16 protein-coding genes are annotated in these 21,993 nt (G+C 61.9%); 7 read left to right on the top strand and 9 right to left on the bottom strand.

All coding sequences use genetic code 11. The annotated features are described in order from the left end of the window. Positions 1 to 414 (bottom strand): DUF3301 domain-containing protein, encoded by a 414-nt coding sequence (locus ACKJSM_RS18195; protein WP_236179845.1) that lies wholly within the window; start codon positions 412 to 414, stop codon positions 1 to 3. A 117-nt stretch (positions 415 to 531) separates the two neighbouring features. On the opposite strand from ACKJSM_RS18195, the gene pdxY reads away from it, so the two are divergent. Continuing rightward, positions 532 to 1,404, top strand: a complete 873-nt coding sequence (gene pdxY, locus ACKJSM_RS18190) for a pyridoxal kinase PdxY (RefSeq protein ID WP_039765058.1) — start codon at positions 532 to 534, stop codon at positions 1,402 to 1,404. Between the two features lie 43 nt (positions 1,405 to 1,447). Here pdxY and ACKJSM_RS18185 read toward each other — a convergent pair whose 3' ends face one another. Further along, positions 1,448 to 1,930 carry an acyl-CoA thioesterase gene (locus tag ACKJSM_RS18185; protein WP_003229693.1) on the bottom strand — a complete coding sequence of 161 codons (483 nt, stop codon included), beginning with the start codon at positions 1,928 to 1,930 and terminating at the stop codon, positions 1,448 to 1,450. Positions 1,931 to 2,211: 281 nt separating this feature from the next. On the opposite strand from ACKJSM_RS18185, the gene ACKJSM_RS18180 reads away from it, so the two are divergent. Next, positions 2,212 to 3,975 (top strand): cation:proton antiporter, encoded by a 1,764-nt coding sequence (locus ACKJSM_RS18180; protein WP_410238472.1) that lies wholly within the window; start codon positions 2,212 to 2,214, stop codon positions 3,973 to 3,975. Positions 3,976 to 3,997: 22 nt separating this feature from the next. On the opposite strand, the gene ACKJSM_RS18175 is transcribed toward ACKJSM_RS18180, so the two are convergent. The 4 genes from ACKJSM_RS18175 to uvrD form a co-directional block, all read right to left on the bottom strand. Then, positions 3,998 to 4,405: an SMI1/KNR4 family protein gene (locus tag ACKJSM_RS18175; protein WP_007954245.1), complete on the bottom strand. Its 408-nt coding sequence runs from the start codon at positions 4,403 to 4,405 to the stop codon at positions 3,998 to 4,000. A gap of 138 nt (positions 4,406 to 4,543) precedes the next feature. After that, positions 4,544 to 5,422: a Tim44 domain-containing protein gene (locus ACKJSM_RS18170; protein ID WP_236179843.1), complete on the bottom strand. Its 879-nt coding sequence runs from the start codon at positions 5,420 to 5,422 to the stop codon at positions 4,544 to 4,546. 175 nt (positions 5,423 to 5,597) lie between these two features. Beyond that, positions 5,598 to 6,038, bottom strand: coding sequence for an EamA family transporter (locus tag ACKJSM_RS18165; protein ID WP_179693210.1), 441 nt, complete (start codon positions 6,036 to 6,038; stop codon positions 5,598 to 5,600). Between the two features lie 75 nt (positions 6,039 to 6,113). Continuing rightward, positions 6,114 to 8,297 (bottom strand): DNA helicase II, encoded by a 2,184-nt coding sequence (uvrD, locus tag ACKJSM_RS18160; protein ID WP_007954248.1) that lies wholly within the window; start codon positions 8,295 to 8,297, stop codon positions 6,114 to 6,116. Between the two features lie 259 nt (positions 8,298 to 8,556). On the opposite strand from uvrD, the gene ACKJSM_RS18155 reads away from it, so the two are divergent. The 3 genes from ACKJSM_RS18155 (at position 8,557) to ACKJSM_RS18145 (ending at position 12,768) form a co-directional block, all read left to right on the top strand. Further along, on the top strand, positions 8,557 to 11,430 hold the full coding sequence (locus ACKJSM_RS18155; protein WP_410238471.1) for a putative bifunctional diguanylate cyclase/phosphodiesterase: 2,874 nt from the start codon (positions 8,557 to 8,559) through the stop codon (positions 11,428 to 11,430). Between the two features lie 150 nt (positions 11,431 to 11,580). Continuing rightward, positions 11,581 to 12,447: a transcriptional regulator HexR gene (gene hexR / locus ACKJSM_RS18150; protein WP_007954250.1), complete on the top strand. Its 867-nt coding sequence runs from the start codon at positions 11,581 to 11,583 to the stop codon at positions 12,445 to 12,447. Positions 12,448 to 12,555: 108 nt separating this feature from the next. Continuing rightward, on the top strand, positions 12,556 to 12,768 hold the full coding sequence (locus ACKJSM_RS18145; protein ID WP_410238470.1) for a PA3496 family putative envelope integrity protein: 213 nt from the start codon (positions 12,556 to 12,558) through the stop codon (positions 12,766 to 12,768). Here ACKJSM_RS18145 and ACKJSM_RS18140 read toward each other — a convergent pair. Beyond that, positions 12,710 to 13,672: a LysR family transcriptional regulator gene (locus ACKJSM_RS18140; RefSeq protein WP_236179838.1), complete on the bottom strand. Its 963-nt coding sequence runs from the start codon at positions 13,670 to 13,672 to the stop codon at positions 12,710 to 12,712. The genes ACKJSM_RS18145 and ACKJSM_RS18140 overlap by 59 nt on opposite strands. Before the next feature lie 190 nt (positions 13,673 to 13,862). Between ACKJSM_RS18140 and ACKJSM_RS18135 the strand changes: the two genes are divergently transcribed. Then, positions 13,863 to 15,278, top strand: a complete 1,416-nt coding sequence (locus tag ACKJSM_RS18135; RefSeq protein ID WP_007954255.1) for an acetyl-CoA carboxylase biotin carboxylase subunit — start codon at positions 13,863 to 13,865, stop codon at positions 15,276 to 15,278. An 11-nt stretch (positions 15,279 to 15,289) separates the two neighbouring features. After that, a complete protein-coding gene (gene oadA / locus ACKJSM_RS18130) occupies positions 15,290 to 17,098 on the top strand; it encodes a sodium-extruding oxaloacetate decarboxylase subunit alpha (RefSeq protein WP_236179836.1) in 1,809 nt (602 codons plus the stop codon). Positions 17,099 to 17,200: 102 nt separating this feature from the next. On the opposite strand, the gene ACKJSM_RS18125 is transcribed toward oadA, so the two are convergent. Together ACKJSM_RS18125 and ACKJSM_RS18120 are read right to left on the bottom strand one after the other, a co-directional pair. Then, the gene (locus ACKJSM_RS18125) at positions 17,201 to 18,556 is read right to left on the bottom strand and encodes an autotransporter domain-containing protein (protein ID WP_410238469.1); all 1,356 of its coding nucleotides are present in this window, start codon (positions 18,554 to 18,556) and stop codon (positions 17,201 to 17,203) included. Positions 18,557 to 18,867: 311 nt separating this feature from the next. After that, positions 18,868 to 21,825 (bottom strand): autotransporter domain-containing protein, encoded by a 2,958-nt coding sequence (locus ACKJSM_RS18120; RefSeq protein ID WP_410238468.1) that lies wholly within the window; start codon positions 21,823 to 21,825, stop codon positions 18,868 to 18,870. Positions 21,826 to 21,993 lie beyond the last annotated feature (168 nt).

Genomic DNA, 21,993 nt, shown 5'->3' with positions numbered 1-21,993 from the left:
TCAAGGCTTCCACTTGGTGTGTTCCTGACGCCACTGGCTCAGCTCGATCACTTCACCACGCGGTTTTGTCACCTCCACCACGGGAGGCGTGTCATCGAACGGTGCCGGGTAGGGCGCCAGTTCAATCTGCGCGCTGTGTGCGCCGAATTGGGTGATGGTGCCGTTGTGTCGGGTTTCGCCGGTCACGGTAAATTCGAAATTGTAGACCCGGGCCAGGCGCCGCCGACCGCTGGCGTCCTTGATCAGACCGATCTTCTTCAGCGCCACGTTACCGTCGAGCAACTCGATGCCGACATTCACGCAATGCTGTTTGACCCGCTCCAGCGCTCGCTCGCGCAAGCCGTGGTTGTGCCAGAGCCACGCAGCGGCGACGGCGAACAGCATCAGCACGAAAATGTTTTCCAGGGTGAGCATCAACACGAAACTCCAAATGATGGCGTCAGCTTAACTGCGTCGCCGGTCTGTCGTACAGGCTGCGTTTCGTCGCATACTGCGCGGCTTGAATTTCAATCGTTTTACGGAAAAACCCGAATGAAACGTACGCCTCATCTGCTCGCCATCCAGTCCCATGTGGTGTTCGGCCACGCCGGCAACAGCGCTGCGGTTTTTCCGATGCAGCGGGTCGGGGTGAATGTCTGGCCGCTCAATACGGTGCAGTTCTCCAACCACACCCAGTACGGCCAATGGGCCGGCGAAGTGCTGGCGCCGCACCGGATCCCCGAGCTGGTCGAGGGCATCGCCGCTATCGGTGAGCTGGGCAACTGCGACGCGGTGCTGTCCGGCTATCTCGGCAGTGCGGCGCAGGGGCGGGCGATTCTCAGTGGCATCGAGCGGATCAAGGCGGCCAACCCGAAAGCCCTATATCTGTGCGACCCGGTGATGGGGCATCCGGAAAAGGGTTGCAGCGTTCCTGCTGAAGTCAGTGATTTTCTGTTGGAGGAAGCCGCTGCCGTTGCGGATTTCATGTGCCCGAACCAGTTGGAGCTGGACAGCTTCTCCGGGCGCAAGCCGCAGTCGCTGTTCGATTGCCTGGCGATGGCGCGGGCGCTGCTGGCTCGCGGGCCGAAAGCGGTGCTGGTCAAACACCTGGATTATCCGGGCAAGCCGGCGGATGGCTTTGAAATGTTGCTGGTGACGGCCGAGGGCAGTTGGCATCTGCGTCGTCCGCTGCTGGCGTTTCCGCGTCAGCCCGTGGGAGTAGGCGATCTGACGTCCGGGCTGTTCCTGGCCCGCGTGTTGCTCGGTGACAGCCTGGTGGCGGCGTTCGAATTCACCGCCGCGGCGGTGCATGAGGTGTTGCTGGAAACCCAGGCCTGCGCCAGTTACGAACTGCAACTGGTGCGGGCGCAAGACCGGATTGCGCATCCGCGGGTGAAATTCGAGGCCACGCCGATCAGCCTCTGATCATTGCGGCGCTCGCGAACCAAGTCCGCGAGCGCGCTTTCACTCAGGCGTCGCCCTTGATTTCCTGATAGCGCTTTTCCAGCTCCTGACGAATCTGCCGGCGTTGTTGCGCCTGCATGTAGCGGCGCTTGTCTTCACTGTTCTGCGGTTGCAGCGGCGGTACGGCGGCGGGTTTGCGCTGATCGTCCACCGCGACCATGGTGAAGAAGCAGCTGTTGGTGTGGCGCACCGAGCGCTCGCGAATATTCTCGGTCACCACTTTGATGCCGACTTCCATCGAGGTGTTGCCGGTGTAGTTCACCGACGCCAGGAAGGTCACCAGTTCGCCGACATGGATCGGCTCGCGGAAAATCACCTGATCCACCGACAGGGTCACCACGTAGCGGCCGGCATAACGGCTGGCGCAGGCGTAGGCCACTTCGTCGAGGTATTTGAGCAGGGTGCCGCCGTGGACATTGCCAGAGAAGTTGGCCATGTCGGGGGTCATCAGTACCGTCATCGACAGCTGGGCGTTTCCGGGTTCCATAACGTTCTCACGGGTCAAGGCAGGGTTGCTGGAAGAAACACCTCTGCGGGTGCCTGGTCGCTTTTCAAAAGCACCGTTATCGGGACGCCAGGCAACTGGCCGCCGTCACGCCCGAATCGATCTGTTTCCATATATTGCACCGCCTTTCAGCCGGAAGTCCCGGTGTTACCCTGCAAAAGCGCCTCCCCAAGGGCGATTCCTACACCAAAAGCGGATTTTTACTCAGCTCACCCAGACATTTTCATGCTTGCGTGAGCCTCGTTATTCAAGGAGCCCACACCATGCATGCCATCAGCTTTATTCAGGATCTGGCGGTGATCATGTTGGTCGCAGGTGTGGTGACCGTTCTGTTTCACCGCTTCAAGCAGCCGGTGGTGCTCGGCTACATCGTCGCCGGCTTCATCATCGGCCCGCACACACCGCCGTTCGGCCTGATCCACGATGAAGAAACGATCAAGACCCTCGCCGAACTGGGGGTGATTTTCCTGATGTTCTGCCTGGGGCTGGAGTTCAGCTTGCGCAAGCTGTTCAAGGTCGGCGCCACGGCCTTCATCGCAGCGTTCCTCGAAATTGTGCTGATGATCTGGATCGGCTACGAAATCGGCCGCTGGTTCGACTGGAACACCATGGATTCGCTGTTCCTCGGCGCGATCCTGGCGATTTCTTCGACCACCATCATCGTCAAGGCGCTTAACGACCTGAAGATGAAAAACGAGCGTTTCGCGCAGTTGATTTTCGGCGTGCTGATCGTCGAGGACATTCTCGGCATCGGCATCATCGCCTTGCTGTCGAGCATCGCGGTCAGCGGCACGGTGAGTTCCGGCGAAGTGTTTTCCACGGTCGGCAAGCTCTCGCTGTTCATGATCGTCGCCTTGGTGATCGGCATTCTGCTGGTACCACGGCTGTTGGCTTACGTGGCGAAATTCGAAAGCAACGAGATGCTGCTGATCACGGTGCTGGGCCTGTGTTTCGGTTTCTGCCTGTTGGTGGTCAAACTCGAATACAGCATGGTGCTCGGCGCGTTCCTGATCGGCGCAATCATGGCCGAGTCGCGGCAATTGCTGAAAATCGAGCGGCTGATCGAACCGGTTCGCGACCTGTTCAGCGCGATCTTCTTCGTCGCCATCGGCTTGATGCTCGACCCGATGATCCTGCTGCAATACGCGTGGCCGATTGCGGTGATCACGGTCGCCGTGGTGCTGGGCAAGATGCTGTCCTGCGGCCTCGGTGCGTTTATCGCCGGCAATGACGGACGCACCTCACTGCGGGTCGGGATGGGGCTTTCGCAGATTGGCGAATTCTCCTTCATCATCGCGGCCCTGGGGATGACCCTGCAGGTCACCAGCAACTTCCTCTACCCGGTGGCCGTGGCGGTTTCGGTGATTACCACGTTGCTGACGCCGTACCTGATCCGGGCTGCCGATCCGCTCTCGATCAAGCTGTCCGCCGCCATGCCGCAGCGCCTTGGTCGGGTGTTCGGGATGTACGGCGAGTGGCTGCGCAGCATTCAGCCGCAGGGTGAGGGCGCGATGCTGGCCTCGATGATCCGGCGGATTCTGCTGCAGGTCGGGGTCAATCTGGCGCTGGTGATCGCGATCTTCTTTGCCGGCGCTTTCTTTGCCGGGCGGCTCTCGATCTGGATGCAGGACTGGATCAGCGAGCCGAGCTGGCAGAAAGCGTTGATCTGGGGCGGGGCGTTGCTGGTGTCGTTGCCGTTCCTGATCGCGGCCTATCGCAAGCTCAAGGCGCTGTCGATGCTATTGGCGGAGATGGGCGTGAAGCCGGAAATGGCCGGGCGTCACACACAGCGAGTGCGCCGGGTGATCGCCGAAGTGATCCCGATCATCTCGCTGCTGGTGATTTTCCTGCTGCTGGCAGCCTTGTCGGCCAGTATCTTGCCGACCAACAAGTTGCTGGTGCTGATCGCCGTGGTCGCGGCCGCCGTGGCGGCGCTGCTCTGGCGCTGGTTCATCCGGGTACACACGCGGATGCAGGTCGCCTTGCTGGAAACCCTCGACAACCACAAGGAACCATCGGGGCACTGAGCATCCATGGAGGCGTGGCGTTTCAGCTTTCCAGCCAGACGTCCCGCGCCCAGTGCCAGACCGATTCCCAGGACTCTTCGGTGATCAGTTCTTCTTCGCCCGACCACAGCACCACGGTGCCGTCTTCTTCGACGCAGTAGTAGTCGTCACCGTCCTGGCAGATCGGGATCAGGTCGCGCGGCACGCCGGCATCCCAGGCGTTGGCGGCTACGTCCGGCAGGTAGGTGTGGGACTGCGGGTCGGTGACGGTCACCGGCTCCAGGCTGCCGTAAACCACGTCGCTGACGGTCAGCAGAAACTCTTTGAAGACGAACGGGATGTTGATGAAGAGTTCTTCTTCGATTTCCACCAACTGGTCTTCGTCGGGCAATTCCAAAGGAACCGGTACGGGTTCGTTGGCTTCGCGCAGTTGTTCGATGATTTCTTCCACGTCCGGGATCCTCTTGCTTGAATGGCGCGGTTTATATGGGCCGGTTTATACAGTAGCTCGCTATAGATGCAACCGCGAAATAGAAAACCCCGGCCGAAGCCGGGGTTTTTATTGCAGCGGGTAAAACGTTGGAGGTGATCAGCCGTTCTGGCGGATACCGGCAACGAACCACGGCTGGTTGTCGCCCTGTGGACGTTCCATGTTCCAGCTTTCGCTGAACACTTCGCCCTGCTGGTCGAAACGCGAGGTTTTCGACACGCCGCTGAAGGTCAGGGTCGCGATCGTCTTGTCGGCCCGATCATCCACGCCATCCAGTTGCACCTGAAGGTTGTCGATGTAGGTGGACTGGAAGGCATCGCCCAGTTCCGCGCGCTCGCGCTTGAGGAACTCGAACATCTGCGGGGTCACGAACTCGGCGATCTTGTCCATTTCGTTGGCGTCCCAGTGCTGCTGCAGCGCCTGGAAGTGGCTGCGGGCGGCTTCGAGGAAGCGCTGTTCGTTGAACCAGGCCGGTGCGTTGATCACCGGGCGGGCGGCAGCAGGTGCCGCCGAACCGCCGAAGATCGAGCCCATGGCTGCTGGTTTCTGTTCGAATACTTCACGCTGCATCGGCGCGCCGGCCGGAGCGAACTGCTCCTGCTGCTTGCGGCGACGGGCGGCGATGAAACGGAAGATCACGAACGCGATCACGGCCATGATCAGGATGTCGAAGATCTGCATGCCTTCGAAGCCACCGCCCATGAACATGGAAGCGAGCAGGCCACCGGCCGCGATGCCGGCCAGAGGGCCGAGCCATTTAGAAGCGCCGCCGGCCTTGGCCGCAGCGCCAGCGGCACCGGCAGCACCAGCGGTCGCCGCAGCGCCGCCCATGCCTGGGGAAGAAGGAGCCATCTGGCTGGTCTGGTGCGTCGGCGCAGCGCCGGCGCTTTTGCCACCACCGAAGCGCTTGGCGTTGGCGTCGAGGCTCATCGTCAGGCCGATGCACAACGCCATGGCGATGCTAAGAAAACGTTTCATAAAGGGAATTCCCGTTTGTGGAGACACGCGCGCCATGTTGCACAGCTGAAGTGTCACTGGCTAGCGGCAGAGTGTTTCGGGCTTTTGCCTGACAGGTTACGTTCAGCTCGGTCGGGGCAATAAGGCCATGTACTTTTGTCTGTAGGAAAAGGAGATAGGTTCAGCAGGAAATAGATCAGCGGCGCAAGGCCAGCATCACCACACCGGCGGTAATCAGGCCTATGCCGCCCCACTGGCGCAGGTCGAGTTTCTCGCCCAGCAGGATCACACCGAGCACCGCCACGAAGACCACGCTGAGCTTGTCCACCGGGGCGACCAGCGACGCCGGGCCGACTTTCAACGCGCGGAAGTAACACAGCCACGAAGCGCCGGTACCCAGCCCGGACAACAGCAGGAACAGGTAGCTCCTGGCGGAGATCGATCCCAAGGACTGATATTGGCCCGTGGCGTACAAAATCAAGGCCAGGCTGACCAATACGACAATTGTGCGCAGCAGGGTGGCGAAGTCGGAGTTGACGTTTTCGATGCCGATCTTGGCGAAGATGGCCGTCAGCGCGGCGAAGGTGGCCGAGAGCAGGGCCCAGAACGTCCAGGAGGAAAAGAAGCCCGAGCCCATGGATGTTGCCTCCAGTATTCGTGTCCGATCGTTCCCACGCAGAGCGTGGGAACGATGAGCAACGACGAGCTGCGTTTAGATCGCTTCCAGCTTCGCGTACCCGAGCATCAGCCACTTGCTGCCTTCGGCGAAGTTCACCTGCACCCGGGCCTGGGCGCCGGCGCCTTCGAAGTTGAGGATCACGCCGTCGCCGAAGATCGAGTGACGGACAGCCTGGCCAAGGCTCAGGCCGGTTTCCGGAATTTCGCTGCCACTGAACAGGTTGCTGCCGCCCATCGACTGGTTGCCGCCGAACGGCCGGCTGACGCTGTTGGACAGGCGCACTTCCTGAATCAGGCCTTTCGGCACTTCCCGTACGAAACGCGACACCTTGTTGTAGGTTTCGCTGCCGTACAGGCGTCGGGTTTCAGCATAGGTCATGACCAGATTCTGCATCGCCCGGGTAATCCCGACGTAGGCCAGACGCCGTTCTTCCTCAAGGCGTCCCGGCTCTTCCAGGCTCATCTTGTGCGGGAACAGGCCTTCTTCCATGCCCACCAGGAACACGTAAGGGAATTCCAGGCCCTTGGCGCTGTGCAGGGTCATCAACTGAATGCTGTCTTCGTGCTCGTCGGCCTGGGTGTCGCCGGCCTCCAGCGACGCGTGGCCGAGGAATGCCGCCAGCGGCGTCAGCTCTTCGTCTTCTTCGGTGTTCTCGAAGTTGCGCGCGGCGCTGACCAGTTCCTCAAGGTTTTCTACCCGGGCCTGGCCTTTCTCGCCTTTTTCCGCTTCGTGGTAGGCGATCAGTCCGGATTGCTCGATGACGGTCTGGGTCATCAGGTGCAACGGCATCTCGGCGCACTTGGCGGCGAGGTTCTCGATCAGCTCGATAAACGCACCCAGTGCACCGGCGGCGCGACCGGTCAGGCCTTTGTTGGCCACCAACTGGCGCATGGCTTCCCACATCGACACATCGCTGTGGCGCGCATGATCGCGGATCGCTTCGACGGTTTTCTCGCCGATGCCACGCGCCGGGACGTTGATGACCCGCTCCAGCGCCGCATCGTTGCCGCGACCTTCCAGCAAGCGCAGGTAAGCCATGGCGTTCTTGATTTCAGCCCGCTCGAAGAAGCGCTGGCCGCCGTAGATGCGGTACGGAATGCGTTCGCGAAGCAAGGCTTCTTCCAGAACGCGCGATTGGGCGTTGGAGCGGTAGAGAATCGCGATATCGCTGCGAGCCAGGCCGGTTTTCAGCGCGCTTTCGATGGTTTCGACAACGTAGCGCGCTTCATCGTGTTCGTTGAACGCGGCGTAAAGGTTGATCGCTTCGCCGTCGCCGCCGTCAGTCCACAATTCCTTGCCCAGACGTCCGGTATTGTTGGCGATCAGGGCGTTGGCGGCCTTCAAGATGCCGGCCGTGGAGCGGTAGTTCTGCTCCAGACGGATGGTCACCGAGTCCGGGAAATCGGAAGAGTACTGGTGGATGTTCTCGATTTTCGCGCCACGCCAGCCGTAGATCGACTGGTCGTCGTCGCCAACCACCATCAGGCTGTCGCCGCCCTTGCCCAGCAGACGCAACCAGGCGTACTGCACGGCGTTGGTGTCCTGGAATTCGTCCACCAGAATGTGTCGGAAACGCTTCTGGTAGTGAGCCAGCAGGCCCGGGTGGTCGCGCCACAGGTCGAGGGCGCGCAGCAACAGTTCGGAGAAGTCGATGACGCCGGCCCGCTGGCATGCCGCCTCGTAGGCTTCATAAATGCCGCGCATGGTCGCCAGGAACAGATCGCCGCTGGCCTGAATGTGTTGCGGGCGCAGACCTTCGTCTTTTTGCCCGTTGATGAACCACTGGGCCTGACGGGCGGGCCAGCGTTGCTCGTCCAGTCCCAGCTCGCGGATCACCCGCTTGACCAGCCGTTGCTGGTCGTCGCTGTCGAGAATCTGGAAGGTCTGGCTCAGCCCGGCTTCCTGCCAGTGCGCCCGCAACAGGCGGTGCGCCAGGCCGTGGAAGGTGCCGACCCACATGCCGGCCGGGTTGATGCCCAGCAATTGCTCGATGCGGTGACGCATCTCGGCAGCGGCCTTGTTGGTGAAGGTCACCGACAGGATCGAGTGGGGCGAGGCGTTTTCGACCTGGATCAACCAGGCGATACGGTGCACCAGCACTCGGGTTTTGCCGGAGCCGGCACCGGCCAGGACCAATTGACGACCAACGGGAGCCGCTACGGCCTGGCGTTGGGCATCGTTGAGGGAGTTCAGCAGAAGGGAGAGATCATCGCGCATCGGGGCATTCTAGGGTGCGCCGCAGGCCCGGGCAAACCGAGCTTTGCATTAGCCGATGAAAGTGCTGCCCGTGACGACCGGTCGGTCACCGGCTACAGGCGTTGGCCCGCCTGGCGTCGGGGCTTTGGAGGGGGACGAGCGGTGGAAAAGTTTCAGTGAATTTATGATCTGGGGCAGTTTGGCAAGTGGTTCGGCTTGTGTATGCTCCGTTCACGTTTCCGGGCGCATGCTCACACTTATAAGAACAAGAACGTTGCCTATGACCCTCAGCTTCGACCTGTCGGGCCCCTCCGTGGAGCCTCGGGTGATCCGCAAGCTTTACGCCACCCAGATGGCGGTCGAGCGCACGCGCCTTCTTTACCAGGGTTCGCTGTTGCCCACCCTGTTCATGTTGATCAATGGTCTGGTCTGCGCCGCTCTGCTCTGGAGCCCGCAGCGTTACTTCGTGGTCAGCGTCTGGCTGGTGTGGCTGTTGTCGCTGGTGGCGTTGCGAGTGATTCAGGTCGCCGCGTTCGATTCGGCGATTCCCGATCGCCAGGCCCAGCCGATCTGGGGGCGGATGTTCCTGCTCGGCTCGACCATGACCGGCCTGACCCTGGCCGGCGCCGGCATCGCTTTGGTTCCGGCCGACAACTTCATGCAGCAGGCCTGGGTGTTCGGCCTGATCGGCGCCGCGACCCTGTCGGCCAGCGTGGCTTACGCTGTGAGCATTCCGGCCTTCCTTTCCTTTACGTTGCCGTGCCTGCTGCCGGCCATCGGCTACCTGTTCTGGGGCGGTGACGAACTGGCGCGCGGCTGGGGCTGGCTCGGGCTGATTCTGCTCGGCTCCTTGAGCGTCGTGGCGTGGCAGGTCAATCGGCTGATTGATCGTGGTTTGCTGCGGCGCTTCCAGAACCAGCACCTGATCGAACACCTGCAACAGACGCAAACCCGCAGCGAACAGCTCAATCAGGAGCTGGCGAAGGAAATCGAGCACCGGCGCTGCGCCGAGGGCAAGCTGCGCGAGGCGCAGGTCGAGCTGGAAGACCGGGTCGCCCAGCGCAGCCGGGAGCTGGACGTCGCCAACCAGGCGCTGAGCAAAAGCGAGGCGCGCCTGGCTCTGGCGTTGAAGGCCAGTGAACTGGGGCTGTGGGACTGGAATCTGCAGACCGACGAGGTTCACCACACGCAGATTCAGGAGCTGTTCGGTCTTGACCCGCAATACGTTACCGGGCTGCTCAGGCACCTGCGGCCACGCTTGCACCCGGAAGATGTGCCGCCGCTCAAACGGGCACTGATCGAGCACTTGAAGGGGCGCACCGAGGATTATCAGATCGAATACCGCGTACGCCACGGCGACGGCCATTGGGTCTGGATCGAAGACCGTGGACGGGCGGTGGAGCGCGACGAAAACGGGCGGGTCATTCGCATGGTCGGCACCCGGCGCGACATCAGCGTCAGCAAAGGCCTGGAAGCCCAACAGCAACTCGCAGCGACGGTGTTCGAGGCCGCCAGTGAAGGCATCGTGATCCTCGACCCGAATTACGCGCTGATCGCCATCAATCAGGCCTTCAGCCGGGTCACTGGGTATGACATCGACGACATGCTCGGGCGCAATGTCGTCGAACTGCCGTGCAGTCGCGACGCCCGCCGTCATTACGTCGCGATCCGCCACGCGCTGGAACAGCACGGCAGCTGGCAGGGCGAGCTGGTGGAAACCCGCAAAAATGGCGAGTTGTATCCGCAGTGGCTGCAATTGAATGCCGTGCGCGACAGGCGGGGAAATGTGAGCCATATTGTCGGCTTCTTCGCCGATCTGTCGGCGCGCCGTGAATCCGAAGAGCGCATGCGCTTTCTGACCCACTACGACGAACTCACCGGCCTTGCCAATCGCTCGCTGTTCCGCGAACGCCTGCACGAAGCCCATCAGCGCGTACGGCAGGGCGGGCGCCGGAGCCTGGCGCTGCTGCACATCAATCTGGATCGCTTCAAGCTGCTCAACGACAGCCTTGGTCACGAGATCGCCGACCAGTTGCTGCAAAAAATGTCTCGACGGCTGGTCAATGCCTTGCCGGAAGCCGACACCATTGCCCGGTTGTCCGGCGATGAGTTCGCGGTGTTGTTCGACGCCTACGGCAGCCTGTCGAGCCTGGCGCGGGTCGCCACTCGCCTGTCGAGCAAGCTGCGACTGCCGTTGACCGTGGAGGGGCATGAGCTGGTGGTCAGCGCCTCGATGGGCATCAGCATGCTGCCGGACAACGCCCGGGAGATTTCCGCGCTGGTCAGCCAGTCGAACATGGCCATGCAACATGCCAAGCACCTGGGCGGCAACAATTTCCAGTTCTACACCGACAGCCTCCAGGCCAGCACGCTGGAGCGCCTGCAACTGGAAAACCAGTTGCGCAAAGCCATCGAGGACAAGCAGCTCAACGTCTTCTATCAACCGAAACTGTGCCTGGCGACCGGCCGCCTCAACGCGGCAGAAGCGCTGGTGCGTTGGGATCATCCGACCATGGGCCGGGTACCGCCGGGGGACTTCATCGGTCTGGCCGAAGAAACGGGGCTGATCGGGCCGATCGGCGAGTTCGTCCTGCGCCAGGCTTGCTGGCAGGCTTGCGAATGGCAGCGTCAGGGGCTGGCGCCGATCCGGGTTTCGGTGAACCTGTCGGTGCATCAACTGCGGCAGGGCAAACTGGTCAGTCTGGTGCGCCAAGTGCTGGAGGAAACCGGTCTGGCGCCGCACTACCTCGAACTGGAATTGACCGAAAGCCAGTTGCTCGACAGCGTCGAACACATCATCGCCACGTTCCAGCAGTTGCGGGATCTGGGGGTGAAGCTGGCCATCGACGATTTCGGCACCGGCTATTCGTCGCTGAGCTATCTGAAGCGGATTCCGGTGGACTACGTGAAGATCGATCAGGCCTTTATCCGCGGGTTGGGGGAGGGCAGCGAGGACGCGGCGATCACCCGGGCGATCATTGCGATGGCTCATGGGCTGTCACTGAAAGTGGTCGCCGAAGGTGTCGAGCGATCCGAGCAGCTGGCGTTTCTGAAAGCTGAGGGTTGCGATGAGGTGCAGGGTTATCTGATCAGCCGTCCGGTGGAGGCAGTCGGCCTTGCCGCGTTGCTGCGTGAACAGGAAAAACCGCTGTAAAGGGCTACATGCAGCGCATGTCGCCTGATCCGGGGGGATCCAGTTACGCATTGAGCAGGCAAAAAGCCGATTCATGTAGTATAACTACAAGCTTGCTACATCCTCGGCATCCGGCCAAAGCACATCTTTCCATAACAAGAGTCCAGCCCCTTGAATCTGCTGCAACACATCGCCCAGTCACGTCACCTGTTACGCAAGTCGGAGCTCAAGGTCGCCGACCACGTGCTGCTTGACCCTGCGGCAGTGATGCACAGTTCCATGGCCGACCTGGCCCACAGCGTCGGCATCAGCGAGCCGACCATCGTGCGCTTCTGCCGGGCCATTGGTTGCTCCGGTTTCCAGGATCTGAAACTCAAGCTCGCGCAAAGCCTGGCGGCCGGCGCCAGCTTCGGTCAGTTCGCGATCCATGAAGATGACTCTGTTGCCGACTACAGCCTGAAGATTTTCGACACCACCTTGCACACGCTGATGGAGGTGCGCGAAAAGCTCGATCCGCTGGAGCTGCAGCGGGCAGTGACGTTGATGTCCCAGGCCCAACGCGTCGAGTTCTACGGTTTTGGTGCATCAGGTGCGGTGGCGGCGGATGCGCAGCACAAGTTCTTCCGTCTGCTGCTGACGGCGGCGGCGTATTCCGATCCGCACATGCAGGCGATGTCGGCGGTAACGCTGAAGCCGACCGATGTGGCGATCTGCATTTCCCAGTCCGGCCGCTCCAAGGATCTGCTGATCACCGCCAACCTCGTTCGCGAGAGCGGTGCGTCGCTGATCACCTTGTGCCCGAGCCAGACACCGTTGGCCGAGCTGTCGACCGTCAACCTGGCGATCGACGTTCACGAAGACACCGAAATCTATACCCCGCTGACCTCGCGCATCGCTCACCTGGTGGTGATCGACGTACTGGCGATGGGCGTGGCCATGGCGCGCGGACCGAGCCTGGTCAACCACCTCAAGAGCGTCAAGCGCAGTCTGCGCAGTCTGCGGCTGTCGCCCAAATCGGTGAAAGCGCTGGATGACTGATTGTCTTGGGATGAAGGCAATCTTCATCTGCCTGTAACCCCGACGAAGCCAAACCGTCATCCCCCGGGCCTATCGTGAAACTCCCGTACTCGCCTTGGGAGACTCGAAATGGCTCAGCCCTACGAAGAACGCAACAGCGCCGCGAAAACCCGTCGTCAGCAGGAAGACCAGCGCCGCATGGAATTTCGCCGCGCCATCGAAGATCGCTTCGAACTGCGCCAGCTTCAAAGCGAAATCAGCGATTTTCCCGAGGACATCAAACTCAACTACTGGCAGGCCGCGCCGGCAGCTTCCCGTCGAAGCGCTCAACCAGCGCGCTGATCTGCACCCGTTCGCTGCGGATAAACGCCAGGAAAGCGTGGGCCACCGGTGACAGCCGTTTGGCCTTGGCTTGCACCAGGCACCAGCTGCGAAACAGCGGCAACTCTTCGACCGGCAGCTCGACCAGGCCGCCGGTCGCCAGCTCCAGGTTCAGGGCGTGGCGCGTCAACAGCGCCAGGCCCAGACCCGCCACCACGCATTCACGCTGGGCCTCGGCCGACGCCACTTCCTGGGTCTGGGTGAAGTGCACGCGCTTCTCCTTGAAATATTCCTCGCAGGCCAGTCGCGTGCCCGAGCCGGGTTCGCGGATCAGCAAGGTGTACGGTTCGAGGTCCTGCAAACGCAACGGGCCCAGGTGCGCCAGCGGATGATCGGGACGCGCCACGGCGACGATCGGGTTGTTGAGGAACGGCAGAAACTCCAGGCCCATGTCCTGCGGCACCATCGACATAATCACCAGGTCGTCGCGATTGTCGGAGAGGCGGCGGATCACCTGGCCACGGTTGACCACCGTCAGTTGCAGGTTCACTTCCGGATGCTGGCGCTTGAATGCTGCGAACAGGTGCGGCACGAAGTATTTGGCGCTGGACTCCACCGCCAGCTTCAACTGGCCCTGCAGCGAGCCCTGCATGTCCGACAGCTGCATGTCGAGGTTTTCCAGGCGGCCAAAGATGTCCCGGCTGGCGCGCTGGAGTGCTTCGGCCGCCTCGGTCATGTAGAGTTTTTTGCCCACGTAATCGAACAATGGCTGGCCGATCAGCTCTTCGAGCTGACGAATCTGTAGGCTGACGGCCGGTTGCGTGAGCGACATTTCCTCGGCGGCGCGGCTGTAGGATCGTAAATCACACACCTCGTTAAAGATCTGCAATTGACGCAATGTCATACGCATCAATGACTTACGCATTTTCTACCGACTCTGGCCGCTGGCTGGTGCACTGACTATAAGTCTTTACTTATGCCTGACCCAATTTTTATTCATTTTTGTTAATCCCTTGTCAGCGCTAGTGTGGAGCCGAGACCACATGGAAACATTTGGTCACGTGCCGACCTGGGTCTAGCAGGTCGTGGTGCCACCGGCTCAAGGGAACCTCCAAGTGATAACAAAGATCCTGATCGCCAACCGTGGTGAGATTGCCGTACGAATCGTGCGTGCCTGCGCCGAGATGGGCATCCGTTCGGTCGCGATCTATTCCGACGCCGACCGGCATGCCTTGCATGTCAAGCGTGCGGACGAGGCCCACAGCATTGGTGCCGAGCCGCTGGCCGGTTACCTGAACCCGCGCAAGCTGGTGAACCTGGCCGTGGAAACCGGCTGCGATGCGCTGCACCCCGGCTACGGTTTCCTCTCGGAAAATGCCGAGCTGGCAGACATCTGTGCCGAACGCGGGATCAAATTCATCGGCCCGTCGGCGGAAGTCATCCGCCGCATGGGCGACAAGACTGAAGCGCGCCGCAGCATGATCAAGGCTGGTGTACCGGTCACGCCGGGCACCGAAGGCAACGTCTCGGGCATCGAGGAAGCGTTGAGCGAAGGCGACCGCATCGGTTACCCGGTGATGCTCAAGGCCACTTCCGGTGGTGGCGGTCGCGGCATCCGTCGCTGCAACAGCCGCGAAGAGCTCGAACAGAACTTCCCTCGAGTCATTTCCGAAGCCACCAAGGCCTTCGGTTCGGCGGAAGTGTTCCTGGAAAAATGCATCGTCAATCCGAAGCACATCGAAGCGCAGATCCTCGGTGACAGCTTCGGCAACGTCGTGCACTTGTTCGAACGTGACTGCTCGATCCAGCGCCGCAACCAGAAGCTGATCGAAATCGCCCCGAGCCCGCAGCTGACCCCGGAACAGCGCGCCTACATCGGCGACCTGTCGGTGCGCGCGGCCAAGGCCGTGGGTTACGAGAACGCCGGCACCGTGGAGTTCCTGCTCGCCGAGGGCGAGGTGTACTTCATGGAGATGAACACCCGGGTGCAGGTGGAACACACCATCACCGAAGAAATCACCGGGATCGACATCGTCCGCGAACAGATCCGCATCGCCTCCGGCTTGCCGCTGTCGGTGAAGCAGGAAGACATCCAGCATCGCGGTTTTGCCCTGCAATTCCGGATCAACGCCGAAGACCCGAAAAACAACTTCCTGCCGAGCTTTGGCAAGATCACGCGCTACTACGCCCCCGGCGGCCCTGGCGTGCGCACCGACACGGCGATCTACACCGGCTACACCATCCCGCCGTTCTACGACTCGATGTGCCTGAAACTGGTGGTCTGGGCACTGACCTGGGAAGAGGCGATGGATCGTGGCCTGCGCGCCCTCGACGACATGCGCCTGCAAGGCGTGAAGACCACCGCCGCGTACTACCAGGAAATCCTGCGCAACCCGGAATTCCGTAGCGGCCAGTTCAATACCAGCTTCGTCGAAAGCCACCCGGAACTGACCAACTACTCGATCAAGCGCAAACCCGAAGAGCTGGCCCTGGCCATCGCCGCCGCCATCGCCGCCCACGCAGGCCTGTGAGGAATACAAGAATGAGCAAGAAGATCTTTGTCACCGATACCATCCTGCGCGACGCTCACCAATCGCTGCTCGCCACCCGCATGCGCACCGAAGACATGCTGCCGATCTGCGACAAGCTCGACAAAGTCGGCTACTGGTCGCTGGAGTGCTGGGGCGGCGCGACCTTCGACGCCTGCGTGCGCTTCCTGAAGGAAGACCCGTGGGAGCGTCTGCGCCAACTGCGCGCCGCGCTGCCCAACACCCGTCTGCAAATGCTTCTGCGCGGACAGAACCTGCTGGGCTACCGCCATTACAGCGATGACGTGGTCAAGGCGTTCGTCGCCAAGGCCGCAGTCAACGGCATCGACGTGTTCCGTATCTTCGACGCGATGAATGACGTGCGTAACCTGCGCGTGGCGATCGAAGCGGTGAAGGCTGCCGGCAAACATGCCCAGGGCACCATCGCCTACACCACCAGCCCGGTGCACACCATCGACGCGTTCGTCGCCCAGGCCAAGCAAATGGAAGCCATGGGTTGCGACTCGGTGGCGATCAAGGACATGGCCGGTCTGCTGACCCCGTACGCCACCGGTGAACTGGTGCGTGCACTGAAAGCCGAACAGTCGCTGCCAGTGTTCATCCACTCCCACGACACCGCCGGCCTGGCAGCCATGTGCCAGCTCAAAGCCATTGAAAACGGTGCCGACCACATCGACACCGCGATCTCCAGCTTCGCTTCGGGCACCAGTCACCCTGGCACCGAGTCCATGGTCGCTGCGCTCAAAGGCACCGAGTTCGATACCGGCCTGAACCTGGAGCTGTTGCAGGAAATCGGTCTGTACTTCTACGCCGTGCGCAAGAAGTACCACCAGTTCGAAAGCGAATTCACCGCCGTCGACACCCGTGTCCAAGTCAACCAGGTGCCGGGCGGGATGATTTCCAACCTGGCCAACCAGTTGAAGGAGCAGGGCGCTCTGAACCGCATGGGCGAAGTGCTGGCGGAGATCCCGCGTGTGCGTGAGGATCTTGGCTTCCCGCCGCTGGTGACCCCGACTTCGCAGATCGTCGGCACCCAGGCGTTCTTCAACGTACTGGCCGGCGAGCGCTACAAGACCATCACCAACGAGGTGAAGCTCTACCTGCAAGGCGGTTACGGCAAGGCGCCGGGCACTGTGAACGAGAAACTGCGTCGCCAGGCCATCGGCAGCGAAGAGGTGATCGACGTACGCCCGGCCGATCTGCTCAAACCGGAAATGGCCAAGCTGCGTGCCGATATCGGCGCACTGGCCAAGTCCGAAGAAGACGTGCTGACCTTCGCCATGTTCCCGGACATCGGCCGCAAGTTCCTCGAAGAGCGTGCCGCCGGCACCCTCACCCCGGAAGTGCTGCTGCCGATCCCGGAAGCGGGCAAGGTGGCTTCGGCCGGCGGCGAAGGCGTACCGACCGAGTTCGTCATCGACGTTCACGGCGAAACCTACCGCGTGGACATCACCGGTGTCGGCGTCAAGGCTGAAGGCAAGCGTCATTTCTACCTGTCCATCGATGGCATGCCGGAAGAAGTGGTGTTCGAACCGCTCAACGAATTCGTCGGCGGCGGCAACAGCAAACGCAAGCAGGCTTCGGCACCGGGCCATGTCAGCACCACCATGCCGGGCAACATCGTCGATGTGCTGGTCAAGGAAGGCGACACCGTCAAGGCGGGCCAGGCCGTGCTGATCACCGAAGCGATGAAGATGGAAACCGAAGTCCAGGCCGCGATTGCCGGCAAGGTCACCGCCATCCACGTTGCCAAGGGCGACCGGGTCAACCCGGGCGAAATCCTGATCGAGATCGAAGGCTGAGATAACGGCCTCGATACAACGCTTTAAACCTCGGGGGGGCATGTGCTCCCCTTTTTTTGCTTTTGGGGCGCTGCCGCAACGTGCGGCAGCCCCCGTCTGGACTCAGAACGCCATTCGCCACTGGCCCGATACGCCGTGGTGGCGGCTGTCGGTGCCTACCTCACCCGACAAGGCAACACCGAGTGTATGGTTGGTCGAAACGGTGAGATCAAGCCCGGTGTCCAGCGTCAGGCTGTTGCGATCCAGCTCTGCGCCATAAACGGTGTAGTCATGGCCGCCGGTGAGCAGACGTTGCCGGGTGCTGGTGTCGGTCTCGCCGTACACGTGTTTCCATCCCGCGCTGAATCGTGGCGTGAGGCGCATGCCGTTATCCAGCGTGCTGACTTTCGCCATGCGCAGGCCGACGGTGGTGTTGAAGTTGCCCTGGAATTGATCCCCCACCCGGAGCGCCGCCGCCCCGCCTTTCTCGGTGTAGCCGTCACGCTGGTAGCGTTGGTAGCCGAGGCCGGCAAACGGCTCGATGCTGATGTTGCCCCGGCCCAGGTTGTATCCCGACTCGATGAACGCTTGCTGGGTGCTGGCCCGATAGTCGCCCTCGAGTCGGTCATGGAAGCGACCGAACGCAACTTCGCGACGGGTACTGCCTTCATGACGGCTCCAGGTTGCGCCGAACCGAAGTGACAACCGGCCGGTCTGGCGCAAGGCGTAGGCACCCAGGTGCCAACTGTCGAGATCGCCGTCCAGCTCGTTGCTGTCGATGCGCGTGTCGGAGGTGCCGCCCATCAAGCCCAGGTGCCATGTCTCATCGAGGCGCCAGTCCGCGCCGAGCAGCAGTCCTTTGGTGGAGTGCTGCATGGGCTCCACATCGCGATCCAGTTTGCCGCTATGACCGAGGGCTTGCAGCCAGACCCTGCCGCTCTCGGTGTTTCCGGCCGCGTGGCGCGGGGCGTCTGGCGGGTTGTCATGCAGGTTATCGAGTTGGTGCATGGCCGACAGCAGGCTGGCGCTGACCGGCGTGACGCTGCTCAAAGTGGCCTTGGCGAGATTGGCGTTACTGCCGCCCGCCAGTTGCTCGTAGGCGAGGGCGGCCGTGGACTCGTCGGCGGCGAGCAGTGCCGCAATGGCTGAGTTGCCCGGTTGTGAAGGGGACTGCGTTGGCGGTGCCTGGTCAGCCACTGGGGCTTGTTGAGCGGCGGGCGTTTCCGCCAGAACCGGCTCCGGTAAGGGCGCTGGTTTTTCCAGGCTTTCTTCGAGCGCACTGCCGCTCTCTGTCGTGGCGATTTTTTTGGATGGAGTGTTGTCGGCTGTGTGAGCGGGTACCACGGGAATCTCAGTGCTGACGGGGCTTGGGGCCGGTGTCGGTGCGGCCTTTTCCTCACGCGCGGTTTCTTTGGCGAGATCAAGCGGAGCAGGTTTTTCTTTCTTCTTGCGCGAAGGCTTGGGTTTCACTTCGTCCATAACGGGCGCGTCGGACTCCGACTGCTCCGCCAGAGAAAATTCTACGCAACCGACTGCCAGCGCAACCGCCAGGACAAGATGTTGGAGCTTGTATTTGCATTGAATGGGCATTCCGTTCGCCTCAGGTGAAGTGAGGCCAAACTGTAAAAGTCGACGCCGGTGCGCCGATGCCGGGCAATTCCGAGCCGGATGCAGGTGATGGCGTCTGCTTTTGTAGCCCGGGCGCCGGCGGGTAATGAATCCACCATGATTACCCAATCGACCCGACGCCTTTACCTACAACGCCCGCTGAAATCTGGATTGGCGAAATCTCAAAAACTCATCTGCCACTGCCCGATCAACCCGTGATTACGGCTGTTGCTGCCAATCTCGCCGCTGTATCCAACCCCCAGCGTATGTCGTGCGGAAATGCCCAGATCCAGCCCTGCTTCGAGTACGAGGCTGTCACGATCCAGCGAGCTGCCATCGACGCTGAATGCGGTGCCGCCAACGACGAAGGCCTGACGGGTCGAGCTGCTGACATCGCCGTAGGTGTGCTTCCAGCCGGCGGCCATGCGTGGGGTCAGGCTCATGCCATTGTCCAGCGAGCCGAGATGAGCCAGGCGTACGCCGAAGGTGCTGCTGAAGTTGTCCTGAGTCTGGCTGTCGACCTGCAAGGCCGCCGCGCCGCCCTTTTCCCGGTAGCGCTCGCGGTGATAGCGCTGGTAGCCGAGGCTGGCGAAGGGTTCGGCGCTCAGTCGGCCGCTGCCCATGGCGTAGCCGAGTTCGGCGAAGGCTTGCTGGCTGTCGGCGTCGTAATCGCCCTTGGGGCGATCGCTGAAACCATTGAATGCGATGGTGCGTTTGCTTTCGCCCTGATGGCCGCTGTACGCCGCGCCGAGGCGCAAGGCCAGCGGGCCGTTTTGATGCAGCGCGTAAACACCGGCGTGCCAGCTCTCGACATTGCCGTCGACGCCGGTGGCGTCCAGATCGGTCTTCGAATAACCGCCGAGCACACCCACTCGCCATTGCCGATTCAGTGCCCAGTCGGCACCGAGTACGCTGCCTTTGGTGCGTTGTTCCAGGCCGCTGCTGCCGTGTTCGCCATCGAGCTTGCCGTAGCCGCCGATGGCCTGCAGCCAGAGCCGGCCCCGGGCGTTCGGATCATTCAGGTTTCGCGCTTCGGACGGTACGCCGTTGGCGGCGAGGATCGGTGTGTCGCGCGGATCGAGGCCGACCATCAAGCCCGGACTGCCGCCCATCTGTTGCATCGCCGAGAGCATGCTGTTGCCGATCTGGCTGCTGGCGCCGAGGGTGGCGCTGGTCAGATTGGCGTTGCTGGCGCCGGCCAGTTGCTCGATGGCCGCGCCGGCGCTGGATTGCGTGGTGTTGAGCAGGGCGTTGTACAGCGCGTTGTTCTTGCTGATCGAGGCCAGGCTGTTGGCGGCGTTGCTGCCGTTGCCGGTGGCGGCGAATTCATTGAACGCCACGTCATTGCGGGTGTAGGTCAGGTCGACCTGAGTCGGCGTGTAGGCGAGGGTCGGGGTGAGGAACGCGTAGTCACTGGTGACCGCGCCGAACGTACCGTTGACCCGCGCAGCCTGCAGCACCGTGTAATGGCTCTGCCACGGGTACGTGCCGCTGCCGGGATTGACCGCCAGTGTTGCGCCGTTGAGGTTGGCCGTGCCGCCAACCTGAACCGGCGCGCTGCTGCCATCGGCGTTGACGCCGTAGGCGAGGGTGGAGGCGCTGCCCATGTTCAAGTCGTGCACGACGGTCGCGGTGCCGAGACGGGTGTCGGTGCGCAATGTGCCATTGACGTTGAGGTTGCCCACCGAACCACCGCCCGCATACACACCACCGGCGTCCACGGTCAGATTGCCGGCGATGCCGCCCTGGTTGATCAAAGTGGCGCCGTTGCGTACAGCGCCGCCATCGCTGAAGTCGCCGCTGCCGGTGAGTGTCCAGGCACCTTGTTTGATCTCCAGCCATTCAAAGTTGCGGCTGGCACCGAAGCTGCCGCCAGTTGCGTCATCCATCACTACGCGGTCGTAACCGCTGCCGCCATCGACCACGCCGACAAAGCGGCTGCCGCTGCGCAGGGTCAGGCTGTCATTGCCGCCGCCCAGATCCAGCGCCAGGCCGTTGCTGCCGCTGATGGTGCCGCCGTTGATCACGCTGTCGGCGAACTCACCGACGAACTTCACGCCGAAACCGTCGAGACCCTGGATCGTGCCGTAGTTCTGCAGCGTGGTGGCCGCCAGCCCCGAACCGCCGCTGCCGTCATCCACCAGAATGGCGCTGTTGGCACCGCTGATCAGGGCGCCCTTGGCGTTGAGAATGTACCCGCCGCCCAGCGCGATGCCTTCACTGCCGTTGGCGAAACCGCCCTTGTCCACGCCACCGGCACCGACGCCTTGAATAGTGCCGTAGTTTTCGATGTGGGCGATGTTGTCGATGTCCACGCCGTCGCCGTCGCCATTGGCTTGCAACCCGGAATACGCACCAGTGATGGTGCCGTGGTTGATCACCGTGCCGTCGCCATCGGAACCGAAACCGGAGCCGTTGCGCCCGGTGATCTGCCCGTAATTGACCAGCGTCGCCCCCAGATCAGTGGTGATGCCATGCCGGCCGCCGGAAATCACGCCGTAGTTGGTCACGCTGACGCCGGCCGCGGTGTCGATATCGATGCCGTCGAACTTCTGGTCGGCGTTGTGCGAGTCACCGGTGGAGATCTCGCCGTAGTTGCTGATGGTCGTATTGGCGCCGGTCTTCATGCCGTCGCTGGCGTCGCCACGAATCAGCCCGCCCGCGCGGTTGATGATGGTGGTTTTCACCCCGTCGCTGCGCAACGCATCCAGATCCAGGCCTTGGCCGGTGGTCGAGCGAATGGTGCCACTGTTGTCGATCAACAGGCTGCCGCTGACAAAGTTGCTGTCGATGCGAATCGCATCGTTGGAACCGAGAATCTGCCCGCCGCTGCGGTTATAGAGGGTGTAGTTGCGTGCCTGGGTCAGGTCGCCACTGCTGTCGATGGCCCGGCCACCGCTGGAAATGATTTTGCCGGCGTTATCGATGATCACGCCGACCCCGCTGGTTTTGTCCTTCAGGCTCACAGCCTTGCCGCTGTTGGTAATGCTGCCCGGCGCCGAAATCGTCAGTGTGTCGCTGCCGCCCAATGTCTGCGATGCAGTCGTGGTGGTGTCGATCTTCACGGTCTTGCCGTGGGCGGCACTGGTGGCGATCAGCAGGGCAATGGCAAACGACAGGCGCTGGGGCGGGAAGGGCATGGGGGTGAACGTCCTTTTTGTTATAAGCAGGGCGTCCTGTATAGCGGAGGGTTTTTACAGAATGATGTCCGTGGCGGACTCAGCAGCATCTGCATTATTTTGCGTTTATTTCGAGGTTTAAACTCTTTATCTGCACTTTATTGCAGATTAGCGAGTCTCTCGATCTTC

This window comes from Pseudomonas sp. PHC1 (assembly GCF_046487845.1).
Lineage (GTDB): Bacteria > Pseudomonadota > Gammaproteobacteria > Pseudomonadales > Pseudomonadaceae > Aquipseudomonas > Aquipseudomonas sputi.
Note: the sequence above shows the minus strand (reverse complement) of the source record. Positions and strands in the feature narration are given on the sequence as shown.

Coding starts and splice junctions, on each gene's coding strand:
- ACKJSM_RS18195 (WP_236179845.1), bottom strand. CDS start 414: ATGCTCACCCTGGAAAACATTTTCGTGCTGATGCTGTTCGCCGTCGCC.
- pdxY (WP_039765058.1), top strand. CDS start 532: ATGAAACGTACGCCTCATCTGCTCGCCATCCAGTCCCATGTGGTGTTC.
- ACKJSM_RS18185 (WP_003229693.1), bottom strand. CDS start 1,930: ATGGAACCCGGAAACGCCCAGCTGTCGATGACGGTACTGATGACCCCC.
- ACKJSM_RS18180 (WP_410238472.1), top strand. CDS start 2,212: ATGCATGCCATCAGCTTTATTCAGGATCTGGCGGTGATCATGTTGGTC.
- ACKJSM_RS18170 (WP_236179843.1), bottom strand. CDS start 5,422: ATGAAACGTTTTCTTAGCATCGCCATGGCGTTGTGCATCGGCCTGACG.
- ACKJSM_RS18165 (WP_179693210.1), bottom strand. CDS start 6,038: ATGGGCTCGGGCTTCTTTTCCTCCTGGACGTTCTGGGCCCTGCTCTCG.
- uvrD (WP_007954248.1), bottom strand. CDS start 8,297: ATGCGCGATGATCTCTCCCTTCTGCTGAACTCCCTCAACGATGCCCAA.
- ACKJSM_RS18155 (WP_410238471.1), top strand. CDS start 8,557: ATGACCCTCAGCTTCGACCTGTCGGGCCCCTCCGTGGAGCCTCGGGTG.
- ACKJSM_RS18145 (WP_410238470.1), top strand. CDS start 12,556: ATGGCTCAGCCCTACGAAGAACGCAACAGCGCCGCGAAAACCCGTCGT.
- ACKJSM_RS18140 (WP_236179838.1), bottom strand. CDS start 13,672: ATGCGTAAGTCATTGATGCGTATGACATTGCGTCAATTGCAGATCTTT.
- oadA (WP_236179836.1), top strand. CDS start 15,290: ATGAGCAAGAAGATCTTTGTCACCGATACCATCCTGCGCGACGCTCAC.
- ACKJSM_RS18125 (WP_410238469.1), bottom strand. CDS start 18,556: ATGGACGAAGTGAAACCCAAGCCTTCGCGCAAGAAGAAAGAAAAACCT.
- ACKJSM_RS18120 (WP_410238468.1), bottom strand. CDS start 21,825: ATGCCCTTCCCGCCCCAGCGCCTGTCGTTTGCCATTGCCCTGCTGATC.